This is a genomic window from Enterobacter cloacae complex sp. 394I7 (assembly GCF_057320345.1).
On record NZ_JBXWCR010000007.1, the window covers coordinates 23,172 to 35,018 of the forward strand.

An 11,847-nucleotide genomic window follows, 5' to 3' on the forward strand; every position below is an offset into this window, starting at 1 on the left:
GTCCTCTCCGTGCGGGAGAGGGTGGAAAGCACTTACAGCGCCAGCAAACGCTCGACGGACGGAGCGAAGTAGTAGCCGCCGGTCACCGGTTTGGTGAAGCGCAGCATGGCATCACGCTTGCCGTCGGTATCGCCAAACATGCTCAGCAGCTGCTGTTCGATGTTATGCAGGCGCGCGCAGTACGCACAGAAGTAAAGACCGTGGGTACCGCTTGCTGTGCCGTATGGCAGGCTCTGGCGAACAATCTTCAGACCTTTCCCGTCTTCCTTGAGGTCAACGCGGCTCAGGTGAGAGGTGACAGGACGGGCATCGCCGTCGATCTCTTCGTTGGCCTCTTTCGTACGGCCAATCATCATCTCCTGGTCATGCACGCTCATGCGGTTCAGCTGCTTGAGGTTGTGCTCCCAGCGCTGGACGAACACATAGCTGCCGCCCGCGTCGACGCCGTCTTTGATTACCGCCACTTCACGACGCGTCTCTTCACCCGCCGGGTTTTCAGTTCCGTCAACGAAGCCGCTCAGGTCGCGTTCTTCCACCCAACGGAAACCGTGGGTCTCTTCCTGAACGTCAATGCTGTCACCAAAAGCCGCAACCGCCGCCTGGGCAACGGAGAAGTTCACATCATGACGCAGCGAGAGAATGTGGATCAGCACGTCGAACTGCGTTGCGGGTGCCAGGCCTTTACCGTAAGGGATAAAATCCTTCAGCTCTTCGGCGCCTTCGCCACCGCTCAGTTGACGCCAGACGTTATGACCAAAGGCAACGACCGCGCCCAGGTGGGCGTCCGGGAATTTGGCCTGGAAGGTGGCCAGCTTATCAACGAACGCTTTACTGGCCGCACGCAGGGCATCCACATCCCCTTTAACATTGGCTTCAATCCAAATCGCCGCGCGGCAATGTTCTGGCAAAATGCCACTCTGAACCTGAGACATCGCTCCTCCTGAAATAAAGATGCCACGTCAGCGTGGCATTGATGGCGGCTATTATACCCGTATTTCAGCGAGACGGTTTGTCCAGGCGCAAATTACTGCTTCCAGATAATTTTGCTCACTTTCCAGCTTTTCAGCGTGTCGTCAGATGGCATTAAACCTTCCGGACCACTCCAGGTACCGGTGAAGAGATAGCTGATATGCTGGCTGCCCTGCGCTTTACATTCCACCGCCACGCCGTCGTCAGACGGGGCACTGGTGCAGTTGCCGAAGGCCTGTTTATAGAGTTCGCTAAACGGGGTTCCCACTTTCACACCGCTTTCGGTTGGGATGTCGTCGTCCATCACAGCAATGCGGTTTACCGTGCCTTTATCACCGTTAATCACCAGCGCCAGCGTGTCACCCTTCAGCGCTTCGAAATAACGCACGATATTGCCGTTTTCTGTTTTCATGCCGCTGCGCAGGCGATAACCGCCACCCAGAGCATCCTGAAGGGTGTCCTGATCCAGTGCCGTCGCGGCGGTAATTTTCCCCACGCCCTGCTCGGTCACTTCCGTTGAAGAGCCAAACCAGTTCCACGGATAGGCCGCAGACCAGTTAATTGATGAGAGCGTTGAACAGCCGGTTAACGCCAGCGGGAGAGCGCATAAAAGTAAACGCAGCGATTTCATTGAAACGTCCTTACGTGTTAAATCAACGCTTGTTGGAGTGCGGTATCGGCAAAAAGTGCCAAGTTAATCTTCCTGATGCGTAAAACAGGCGCGAAGGCGGGGATTCGTCAGCAGCCACAGCAGCGCCACGATATCCGCCACGACCAGCGCAATACCGATCCCCGTAAGCGGTTCACCGCCCCACCAGAGCACCGGTTGCCAGACGAGCAGCGCAAGCTGAGCGAGGATCAGCAGCCAGCGAAGCGCACCCCACAGGCGCGGGATCGTATGCCGTCGCCCGCTGCATAAAAACGCCATCACTGCCGGCACGCCCGGCAGCAAGCCGAGCCAGAAGGCATCGTGATCGGGATAGAAGAGTGTCAGAAGCGTATCGCCCTGCCCGCGCGACGCGGCGGCCATCACAAACAGCACCCATGTACGGGCCTGCAGCAGCAGAACGCACCAGAACAAAAAGGGCAGCCTGACACGCCCTTGCGCATCATAATCTGCCGGATGGATCTCAGTACTCTTCATCTTCTATCAGGCGCTTACCTAAGCTCAGTACGTCCGCGTGTTCATAACCCAGGCGTTCATACATGCCCAGCACCACGTCGTTATCTTCCCGCACCATGATCTGAATCTTCGGGCAGCCGCGGGCAATCAGTTTCTTTTCCAGCCGATTGAGCAGCGCATTGGCGATGCCGCGCGCACGAAATTCCGGGTGCACACCCAGATAATAGGCCGAGCCGCGATGGCCGTCGTACCCGCCCATCACTGTTCCCACCACCTCGCCGTTGACTTCTGCCACCAGAAACAGACTGACGTCGTGATTCAACTTACGTTCAATATCCATTTCCGGATCGTTCCACGGACGCAGCAGATCGCAGCGCTCCCAAAGGGTGATCACCTCTTCGAAATCTTCCTGGCGAAAAACGCGTATCTCCATGGTATTAACCGCCTTTTCGGTTTTAAAAACAGTGATTATGGCGTGAACATCGCGTTTAGCCAATAACCGGGGAAAAACTCGCCAAAATTTGGCATAATGTCACTTTGTCACGTATTGAAATGAAAAGTAAAACAATTCTCAATAAGGACTGTCGTAACGCTAATCACGATACGATATAACACCAGGACCCCAATTTTTACAATTCAGGCCGCATGAGCACATTCAAACCATTAAAAGCACTCACATCGCGTCGTCAGGTTCTCAAAGCGGGGCTGGCGGCCTTAACGTTAACGGGCATCGCACAGCAGGCTCAGGCTAAAGAAGAGAGCACGCTCAAAACCAGTAACGGACACAGTAAACCGAAATCGAAAAAGCCGGGCGCGAAGCGTCTGGTCATGCTGGACCCCGGTCACGGCGGAATTGATACCGGCGCTATTGGTAAAAACGGTGCGAAAGAAAAGCATGTCGTGTTAGCGATTGCAAAAAATGTGCGCGCAATTTTACGCAGCAATGGCATTGACGCCCGCCTGACGCGTTCTGGCGACACGTTTATTCCGCTGTACGACCGCGTAGAGATCGCCCACCAGCACGGTGCCGATCTGTTTATGTCGATTCACGCGGACGGTTTTACCAACCCGTCGGCGGCGGGGGCTTCGGTGTTCGCCCTCTCCAACCGTGGGGCGAGTAGCGCCATGGCGAAATATCTCTCCGATCGTGAAAACCGGGCGGATGAAGTTGCGGGGAAAAAAGCCACCGACAAAGATCATCTGTTACAGCAGGTGCTGTTTGACCTCGTTCAGACGGACACCATTAAAAACAGCCTGACGCTCGGCTCGCATATTCTGAAGAAGATTAAACCGGTGCATCGCCTGCACAGCAGGAGCACCGAACAGGCGGCGTTCGTGGTGCTTAAGTCGCCGTCAATTCCGTCCGTGCTGGTGGAGACGTCGTTCATCACCAACCCGGAGGAGGAACGCCTGCTCGGCACCACCGCGTTTCGCCAGAAGATCGCCAACGCCATCGCCTCAGGCATAATCAGTTACTTCAACTGGTTCGATAACCAGAAAGCGCACTCCAGGAAACGTTGATGAAACCCAATGCACAGCTGGTAAAAACATTCCTGCTGCAGCTGCAGGATGAGATTTGCCAGAAACTGGCCGCCGCAGATGGCGGTGAATTTCAGGAAGATAGCTGGCAGCGCGAAGCCGGTGGCGGCGGACGCAGCCGCGTGCTGCGTAACGGCGGCATCTTTGAGCAGGCTGGCGTCAATTTTTCCCACGTCCACGGAGACGCGATGCCCGCTTCCGCCACGGCTCATCGACCAGAACTGGCAGGCCGCAGCTTCGAAGCAATGGGCGTATCGCTGGTGGTTCATCCGCACAACCCGTATGTGCCGACCAGCCATGCCAACGTGCGCTTTTTCATTGCTGAAAAACCCGGGGCCGATCCGGTCTGGTGGTTTGGCGGCGGTTTTGACTTAACGCCCTACTACGGGTTTGAAGAAGATGCCGTGCACTGGCACACCACCGCACGCGATCTCTGTCAGCCGTTTGGGGACGACATCTACCCGAAATTTAAAAAATGGTGCGATGACTATTTTTATCTGAAGCACCGTGATGAGCAGCGCGGCATTGGCGGGCTGTTCTTTGACGATCTCAACACGCCAGATTTTGATACCGCATTCAGCTTTATGCGGGCGGTAGGTGAAGGGTATACCGGGGCCTATCTGCCGATCGTGGCGCGGCGTAAAGATACCGACTACGGCGTGCGCGAGCGCGAGTTCCAGCTTTACCGCCGCGGGCGCTACGTAGAGTTCAACCTGGTATGGGATCGCGGTACGCTGTTTGGCCTGCAGACCGGCGGGCGCACGGAGTCCATTTTGATGTCGATGCCGCCGCTGGTTCGCTGGGAGTACAGCTACGAACCAAAAGAAGGCAGCCCGGAGGCTGCCCTGAAAGACTTTATTACGATTCGGGACTGGGTGTAATACCGGCAGGCGCAGCGCTTACAGCGGCTGCGTCTGCGCTTCAACCACCGCCAGTGCCACCATATTCACGATACGACGCACCGAAGCAATCGGCGTCAACACGTGCACTGGCTTCGCCACGCCCATCAGTACCGGTCCTACGGTGACCCCTTCAGAGCTGGAGACACGCAGCAGGTTGTAGCTGATGCGGGCCGCTTCCACGTTCGGCATAATCAGCACGTTTGCAGAACCTTTCAGCGGGCTGTCCGGCATGCGTTCGTTACGAATGCTCTCCACCAGCGCAGCATCACCGTGCATCTCGCCGTCAATCATCAGTTCCGGCGCACGCTGGCGAACCAGCTCCAGCGTCTGGCGCATTTTGCACGCCGCCGCTGATTTCGACGAACCGAAGTTGGAGTGCGACAGCAGCGCTACCTTCGGTTCAATCCCAAAGCGACGCACGGTTTCTGCCGCCATCACGGTGATCTCCGCCAGCTCTTCCGGGCTCGGATCGTCGTTAACGTAGGTGTCGGCAATAAAGGTGTTGCCGCTTGGCAGCAGCAGCGCGTTCATCGCCCCGGCGGTGTGGACCCCTTCGCGATAGCCGAAGATCTCCTGCACCACGCTGAAGTGCTCGTGGTAATCACCGATCGTGCCGCAGATCAACGCATCCGCTTCACCGCGGTGGACCATGATCGCCCCGATCACCGTGGTGTTGCTGATCACGGCCTTTTGGGCCTGCTCCTGGGTGATCCCGCGACGTTTCATGATCGCGTAGTATTCGTTCCAGTACTCTTTAAAGCGCGGATCGGATTCGTTATTAACGATCTCAAAATCCACACCCGCTTTGATCTGCAGCCCCAGCTTCTGAATACGCATCTCGATAACGCTCGGACGACCGATCAGGATTGGCTTCGCCAGACCTAAGGTGATCAGCTCCTGCGTGGCATGCAGAACGCGCGCCTCTTCCCCTTCCGCCAGCACCACGCGTTTCGCGTCGGCACGCGCCTGGGAGAAAATGGGCTTCATAAACAGGTTGGTTTTGTAGACAAACTCGGTGAGCTTATCGACGTAAGCATCGAAATCTTTGATGGGGCGCGTCGCCACGCCGGAGTCCATTGCCGCCTTAGCAACCGCCGGGGCGATTTTGACAATCAGACGCGGGTCGAATGGTTTTGGAATGATGTAGTCCGGGCCAAAGCTCAGATCCTGGTCACCATACGCCGAGGCGACCACTTCGCTCTGCTCGGCATGCGCCAGTTCCGCAATGGCATGAACGGCCGCGAGCTTCATCTCTTCGTTGATCGCCGTCGCGCCCACGTCCAGCGCCCCGCGGAAGATGAACGGGAAGCAGAGAACGTTGTTCACCTGGTTCGGGTAATCGGAACGACCGGTACAGATAATGGCATCTTCACGCACGGCTTTTGCCAGCGGCGGCAGAATTTCCGGTTCCGGGTTTGCCAGCGCCAGAATCATTGGCGCACGCGCCATTTTCTTCACCATCTCCTGGGTCAGCACTTTCGGGCCTGAACAGCCAAGGAAGATATCCGCGCCGTCAATCACGTCCTCCAGCGTGCGTTTACCGTCGTCTTCTACCGCGTAGGCCGCTTTGGTTTCCGCCATGTTCGGCTCACGGTCCTTGTAGATAACGCCTTTGGAGTCGCAGACCACAATGTTGTGCTTCTGCATGCCCAGCGCCACCAGCAGGTTCATACAGGCGATTGCCGCCGCGCCTGCACCGGAGACCACCATACGCACGTCAGAGAGATTTTTCTCAACCACACGCAGACCGTTCAGAATGGCCGCGGTGCTGATAATCGCGGTACCGTGCTGGTCATCATGGAACACGGGAATGTTCATACGCTCGCGCAGTTTCTGCTCGATATAGAAACATTCCGGCGCTTTGATGTCTTCGAGGTTGATCCCACCGAAGGTCGGTTCCAGCGCGGCAACCACATTGATGAATTTATCAGGATCGAGCTCATCCACTTCGATATCGAACACGTCAATACCGGCAAATTTCTTGAACAGAACGCCCTTGCCTTCCATCACGGGCTTACCGGCCAGCGCACCAATATTGCCTAATCCCAGCACCGCCGTCCCGTTAGAGATCACGGCGACCAGGTTGCCACGCGCGGTGTATTTATAGGCTGCCAGCGGATCTTTTTCGATTTCGAGGCACGGCGCCGCGACGCCGGGCGAGTAGGCCAGCGCCAGATCGCGCTGAGTCGCCAGCGGTTTTGTCGGGGAGACCTGAATTTTACCTGGGACAGGGAACTCGTGGAAATCGAGAGCACTCTGTTTTAACTGATCATCCATCTTATTTTTCCTTTCACGTATCGGTCAAAAGGGTGACGTTTGCGATCCTGAAGCACACCCTGGTGTGCCGCCTAGTATCGCCGCAGGCAGCCACATAAACTTTGAAGGCTGCCAAACTCTCACCATTGCAGAATAAAAATTGTTATCAATTTATAACAGCCATGTTACCCGTCTCAGAAAGCAATGCCTCCCCCGTCTGCTATGCTTTTTTGTTAAGTCCATCATGATTTTCGCAGAAGTGTGAACTAACGCACTCGAGTAACTCTTTTATTTCCAAGGAGTAATTATTTATGAACCAACTAGACGGCATCAAACAATTCACTACCGTGGTCGCCGACAGCGGTGATATCGAGTCGATTCGCCACTATCAGCCCGAAGATGCGACCACTAACCCTTCGCTGCTGCTCAAAGCGGCCGGTCTTGCTCATTTTAGTCATCTGATTGATGACGCTATCGACTACGGTAAACAGCGCGGTAAAACACAGGAGCAGCAGGTCGCCGAAGCGAGCGACAAGCTGGCCGTTAATTTCGGTGCGGAAATTCTGAAAAGCATCCCGGGACGCGTCTCTACCGAAGTGGACGCCCGCCTCTCCTTCGACCAGGAGAAGAGCATCACAAAAGCCCGCGGCCTGGTTGAGCTCTACCAGGAGCAGGGCATCGATAAATCGCGCATTCTGATTAAGCTGGCCTCAACCTGGGAAGGGATCCGCGCGGCGGAAGTTCTGGAAAAAGAGGGGATCCATTGCAACCTGACGCTGCTGTTCTCCTTTGCGCAGGCGCGCGCCTGTGCCGAAGCCGGCGTCTTCCTGGTGTCTCCGTTCGTCGGGCGAATCTATGACTGGTATCAGGCTAAACAGCCGATGGATCCGTACGTGGTGGATGAGGACCCGGGCGTGAAATCGGTGCGTAATATCTACGACTATTACAAACAGCACCGCTACGAAACCATCGTGATGGGCGCCAGCTTCCGCCGTACCGAGCAGATCCTCGCCCTGGCAGGCTGTGACCGCCTGACCATCTCCCCTAACCTGCTTAAAGAGCTGCAGGACAAAGAGGAGACGGTTATCCGCAAACTGGTGCCCACATCAACCGTCCTCCCCAAACCTAAAGCCATGACCGAAGCGGAATTCCGCTGGGAGCACAATCAGGACGCAATGGCCGTCGAAAAACTGGCGGAAGGCATCCGCCTGTTCGCCGTCGACCAGCGCAAACTTGAAGATCTTCTTGCCGCCAAACTTTAACCTTGCCACGGAGTGAATTATGTCCCGTAAAGAGCTAGCCAATGCCATTCGCGCCCTCAGCATGGATGCCGTGCAGAAAGCCAATTCCGGCCACCCTGGCGCCCCCATGGGCATGGCTGACATTGCCGAAGTGCTGTGGAATGATTTCCTGAAGCACAACCCGAACGATCCCAGCTGGTACGATCGCGACCGTTTTATTCTCTCTAACGGCCACGCCTCCATGCTGCTCTACAGCCTGCTGCACCTTTCCGGCTACGACCTGCCGCTATCCGAGTTAAAAAACTTCCGCCAGCTGCACTCAAAAACGCCGGGCCACCCGGAGATAGGCTATACGCCGGGTGTGGAGACCACCACCGGGCCGCTCGGCCAGGGGTTAGCCAACGCGGTCGGGCTGGCGATTGCCGAACGCACGCTGGCGGCGCAGTTTAACCAGCCAGACCACGAGATTGTCGATCACTACACTTATGTGTTTATGGGTGACGGCTGTCTGATGGAGGGGATTTCTCACGAAGTCTGTTCGCTGGCGGGCACGCTGGGGCTGGGCAAGCTGATCGGATTTTACGATCACAACGGTATCTCCATCGACGGGGAGACCAAAGGCTGGTTTACCGACGACACGGCAAAACGGTTTGAGGCCTACCACTGGCACGTAGTGCATGAAATTGACGGCCACGACCCAGAAGCGGTGAAAAAAGCGATTCAGGAAGCGCAAAGCGTGAAGGACAAACCGTCCCTGATCATCTGTCGCACCACCATCGGTTTCGGCTCACCGAACAAAGCGGGTAAAGAGGAAGCCCACGGCGCGGCGCTGGGTGAAGAAGAAGTGGCGCTGACCCGGCAGAAACTGGGCTGGAAATACCCGCCGTTTGAGATCCCGAAAGAGATCTACCGCGAGTGGGACGCCCGCGAAGAGGGTGAAAAAGCCCAGCACGCGTGGAATGAAAAATTTGCCGCCTATCAAAAAGCCCACCCGGAACTGGCCGCTGAATTCTCGCGCCGCATGAGCGGTGGCCTGCCGGAGGACTGGGAAGCGAAAACCCAGGCGCTGATTGAAAATCTGCAGTCTAACCCGGCGAAAATTGCCACCCGTAAGGCCTCGCAAAACACGCTCAACGCCATCGGCCCCCTCCTGCCCGAACTGCTGGGCGGCTCCGCGGATCTGGCTCCAAGTAACCTAACCATCTGGTCTGGCTCAAAATCGCTGAAAGAGGATATTGCCGGGAACTATATCCACTACGGGGTGCGTGAGTTCGGGATGACCGCCATTGCCAACGGCATCGCCCATCACGGCGGGTTTGTGCCCTACACTGCTACATTCCTGATGTTCGTTGAGTATGCCCGTAACGCGGCGCGTATGGCGGCATTAATGAAAGCGCGGCAGATCATGGTCTACACCCACGATTCGATTGGTCTGGGTGAAGACGGTCCCACGCACCAGGCCGTTGAGCAGCTGGCGAGCCTGCGTTTGACGCCAAACTTCAGCACCTGGCGTCCGTGCGATCAGGTCGAAGCGGCGGTTGGCTGGAAGCTGGCGGTTGAGCGCCACACGGGGCCAACGGCATTAATTCTGTCGCGGCAAAACCTGGCCCAGATTGAACGCACGCCGGAGCAGGTAAAAAATATCGCCCGCGGCGGGTACATCCTGAAAGACAGCGGCGGCAAACCGGATGTCATCCTGATTGCTACCGGTTCTGAGGTGGAAATTACCGTGAAGGCTGCGGAAAAACTGACCGCCGAAGGTCATGCGGTACGCGTGGTATCCCTGCCGTCCACCGACATTTTTGATGCTCAGGATGAGGCCTACCGTGAATCGGTCCTGCCCTCTAACGTCGCAGCCCGTGTGGCCGTCGAGGCGGGTATCGCCGACTACTGGTACAAATATGTCGGGCTGAAAGGTGCTATCGTCGGGATGCGTGGGTACGGCGAGTCGGCGCCTGCCGACAAGCTGTTCCCGTATTTTGGCTTTACCGTTGAGAATGTGGTTGAGAAGGCGCTGAGCGTAATTTAGCGCGTGATCCACAACGTGGGCCAGGCATCTGGCCCATTCCAGTTATCGCAGCTGGGCTCTTCTGCATAACGCACCAGGCGGAAACGCTGGCCGTCAAAACGCCAGCGCGTCTGGACCCCACAATCGCCAATACCGCGCCCCAGCGCGAGCGTAGTCAGCTCGCGCGTTTTCTCATCAAAGCGGGCATTCATCAATTCGATTTCACTGCTATCGTCTGCAGGGGTGAAAGGCAGACGCAGCCTTACGCTGCGGGAAGAAAACGGTTTTTTGCGCGATACCAGCCAGGCCAGATCGACCGTGTTATACGCCCCTGCCTCACAGCTAATAATCAGCAATGCTTTTTCATCGGTTAACGCGGTGACGCGCACTTCCCGGCGGTTAGGATCGAGCGAGCACTGGCTGTTGTTCATCCGCCAGGTGCCATAATCCAGCAGGTCGTTCAATTCGGCGTGGGAGAGCGGCGTCGGCGTCGGATTGACTACCGCCACCTTTTTTAAGGCGGGTGCAGGCGGCACGCTTAACGGCGGATCGTCACCTTTTTTAATCCAGGCCGTTTCACTCCCGACACGTTTCTGCTGCGCGTCAATAAACAACAGCGCGGCTTTCAGGCCGTTCAGAGAGATAACCTGGTCACCGCCGCGCAAGGTCAGGGCTTTTCCTTCCTGGATATTTTTCAGAAACGCCGTGATGGTGGCGGCATCATCACTTTTCAGATGCCACGGGGTTAACTGCCACTGCTGCCGATCCAGCTTGAGAGGAACCTTATCCAGCAACAACCGCGGCGCAATATCCGCTTCTTTCACGGCAGGGTCAGCAAGGCCGCCGAGATCGATACGCAGCGTAGCGTCGGTTTTCGCGCCGGCACTGCGGCTGAGTGTCATGACCAGCCCCCGGTGTTCACCGGTATTGCGTGCGAGGCAAAAATTCTGGTTATTGCAGGTCACCTGCCAGTCAGAAAATAATTGCTGGGCAGGCGCAGCCCACACCTGCGAGGAGGTGAGCACGCAAAACAGGCAGAGAAGAGAGACGCAATAGCGCATGAATGGCACAATCCCGGAACGAAAACGCTTAACTGGGCTGTATCTTCGTGTTCCCGCCCGGGTTGCTCAATCGGATTTATCGGATAGATTTATCCGAAATACAATCTATCACCGTTCGAAAGAGGCGTTCATCAGCCCGGTCGTTTGAAGATACTGTAGTAATATCACAGCTTTACCATCCCTGATTTCCCCGGCATGCATCATCTCCAGCGCCCGGGAAAACGGCAACTCCAGCACTTCAATATCTTCATCTTCCACGCCACCGCCGCGGTGAGTACGCTGCGCATCGCTGTATTCCGCGATGAAGAAGTGGACGATTTCCGTCACGCCGCCAGGCGACATAAACAGCTCGAAGACCTTTTTGACCTCTCCCACTTCAAAGCCAGTCTCTTCGACGGCCTCTTTGCGGATGCACACTTCCGGCTCGTCGTCATCAAGCAGGCCCGCACAGGTTTCAATCAACCTGCCGTCAGGGTTGCCATTGACCCATGTTGCTACCCTGAACTGACGGATCAGCACCACACTCTGCTTTTCACGGTTATAGAGCAAAATGGTGGCGCCATTGCCGCGGTCATAAACCTCGCGTTTATGGCGGATCACTTCACCGTTATTACGGGTTAAATCGTAAGTGATGTTACGCAGGACAAAGTAGTTTTCAGAAAGGATTTTGTCTTTGATAACGTCAATTTTCAGGGTCATACGGGCTCCACGACACAATGAGTCTTCCTATAGTACGCCGTGAAACCCG

The 11,847-nt window shown here is 56.3% G+C and carries 11 protein-coding genes; 4 read left to right on the forward strand and 7 right to left on the reverse strand.

Going from position 1 to position 11,847, the window contains the following annotated elements:
* Window positions 1-32: 32 nt before the first annotated feature.
* The 4 genes from AC2FAP_RS19545 to AC2FAP_RS19560 form a co-directional block, all read right to left on the reverse strand.
* Window positions 33-932, reverse strand: coding sequence for a Dyp-type peroxidase (locus AC2FAP_RS19545; protein ID WP_333191242.1), 900 nt, complete (start codon window positions 930-932; stop codon window positions 33-35).
* 92 nt (window positions 933-1,024) lie between these two features.
* The gene (locus AC2FAP_RS19550) at window positions 1,025-1,600 is read right to left on the reverse strand and encodes an RpoE-regulated lipoprotein (RefSeq protein ID WP_044866813.1); all 576 of its coding nucleotides are present in this window, start codon (window positions 1,598-1,600) and stop codon (window positions 1,025-1,027) included.
* A gap of 63 nt (window positions 1,601-1,663) precedes the next feature.
* The gene (locus AC2FAP_RS19555) at window positions 1,664-2,113 is read right to left on the reverse strand and encodes a DUF2919 domain-containing protein (RefSeq protein WP_014171096.1); all 450 of its coding nucleotides are present in this window, start codon (window positions 2,111-2,113) and stop codon (window positions 1,664-1,666) included.
* A complete protein-coding gene (locus AC2FAP_RS19560) occupies window positions 2,100-2,525 on the reverse strand; it encodes a GNAT family acetyltransferase (RefSeq protein WP_020883079.1) in 426 nt (141 codons plus the stop codon). Before AC2FAP_RS19560 ends, AC2FAP_RS19555 begins: the two co-directional genes overlap by 14 nt.
* 212 nt (window positions 2,526-2,737) lie before the next feature.
* Between AC2FAP_RS19560 and amiA the strand changes: the two genes are divergently transcribed.
* Window positions 2,738-3,613 carry an N-acetylmuramoyl-L-alanine amidase AmiA gene (gene amiA, locus AC2FAP_RS19565; protein WP_014171098.1) on the forward strand — a complete coding sequence of 292 codons (876 nt, stop codon included), beginning with the start codon at window positions 2,738-2,740 and terminating at the stop codon, window positions 3,611-3,613.
* Window positions 3,613-4,512, forward strand: coding sequence for an oxygen-dependent coproporphyrinogen oxidase (gene hemF / locus AC2FAP_RS19570; RefSeq protein ID WP_025203494.1), 900 nt, complete (start codon window positions 3,613-3,615; stop codon window positions 4,510-4,512). The genes amiA and hemF overlap by 1 nt, the downstream gene beginning before the upstream one ends.
* A gap of 18 nt (window positions 4,513-4,530) precedes the next feature.
* Here the strand turns inward: hemF and maeB are convergent, their stop codons facing one another.
* Window positions 4,531-6,810 carry an NADP-dependent oxaloacetate-decarboxylating malate dehydrogenase gene (maeB, locus tag AC2FAP_RS19575; RefSeq protein WP_014171100.1) on the reverse strand — a complete coding sequence of 760 codons (2,280 nt, stop codon included), beginning with the start codon at window positions 6,808-6,810 and terminating at the stop codon, window positions 4,531-4,533.
* A gap of 290 nt (window positions 6,811-7,100) precedes the next feature.
* On the opposite strand from maeB, the gene tal reads away from it, so the two are divergent.
* Both tal and tkt read left to right on the forward strand, forming a co-directional pair.
* Window positions 7,101-8,051, forward strand: a complete 951-nt coding sequence (gene tal, locus AC2FAP_RS19580; protein WP_449541444.1) for a transaldolase — start codon at window positions 7,101-7,103, stop codon at window positions 8,049-8,051.
* 19 nt (window positions 8,052-8,070) lie between these two features.
* Entirely contained in the window at window positions 8,071-10,059 is a 1,989-nt protein-coding gene (gene tkt, locus AC2FAP_RS19585) for a transketolase (protein WP_020883077.1), read from the forward strand.
* On the opposite strand, the gene AC2FAP_RS19590 is transcribed toward tkt, so the two are convergent.
* Window positions 10,056-11,099, reverse strand: coding sequence for a DUF1176 domain-containing protein (locus tag AC2FAP_RS19590; RefSeq protein WP_047955932.1), 1,044 nt, complete (start codon window positions 11,097-11,099; stop codon window positions 10,056-10,058). The two genes, tkt and AC2FAP_RS19590, sit on opposite strands and share 4 nt — an antisense overlap.
* A gap of 108 nt (window positions 11,100-11,207) precedes the next feature.
* A complete protein-coding gene (gene nudK / locus AC2FAP_RS19595; RefSeq protein WP_020883075.1) occupies window positions 11,208-11,798 on the reverse strand; it encodes a GDP-mannose pyrophosphatase NudK in 591 nt (196 codons plus the stop codon).
* Window positions 11,799-11,847 lie beyond the last annotated feature (49 nt).

Coding starts and splice junctions, on each gene's coding strand:
- AC2FAP_RS19545 (WP_333191242.1), bottom strand. CDS start 932: ATGTCTCAGGTTCAGAGTGGCATTTTGCCAGAACATTGCCGCGCGGCG.
- AC2FAP_RS19550 (WP_044866813.1), bottom strand. CDS start 1,600: ATGAAATCGCTGCGTTTACTTTTATGCGCTCTCCCGCTGGCGTTAACC.
- AC2FAP_RS19555 (WP_014171096.1), bottom strand. CDS start 2,113: ATGAAGAGTACTGAGATCCATCCGGCAGATTATGATGCGCAAGGGCGT.
- AC2FAP_RS19560 (WP_020883079.1), bottom strand. CDS start 2,525: ATGGAGATACGCGTTTTTCGCCAGGAAGATTTCGAAGAGGTGATCACC.
- amiA (WP_014171098.1), top strand. CDS start 2,738: ATGAGCACATTCAAACCATTAAAAGCACTCACATCGCGTCGTCAGGTT.
- hemF (WP_025203494.1), top strand. CDS start 3,613: ATGAAACCCAATGCACAGCTGGTAAAAACATTCCTGCTGCAGCTGCAG.
- maeB (WP_014171100.1), bottom strand. CDS start 6,810: ATGGATGATCAGTTAAAACAGAGTGCTCTCGATTTCCACGAGTTCCCT.
- tal (WP_449541444.1), top strand. CDS start 7,101: ATGAACCAACTAGACGGCATCAAACAATTCACTACCGTGGTCGCCGAC.
- tkt (WP_020883077.1), top strand. CDS start 8,071: ATGTCCCGTAAAGAGCTAGCCAATGCCATTCGCGCCCTCAGCATGGAT.
- AC2FAP_RS19590 (WP_047955932.1), bottom strand. CDS start 11,099: ATGCGCTATTGCGTCTCTCTTCTCTGCCTGTTTTGCGTGCTCACCTCC.
- nudK (WP_020883075.1), bottom strand. CDS start 11,798: ATGACCCTGAAAATTGACGTTATCAAAGACAAAATCCTTTCTGAAAAC.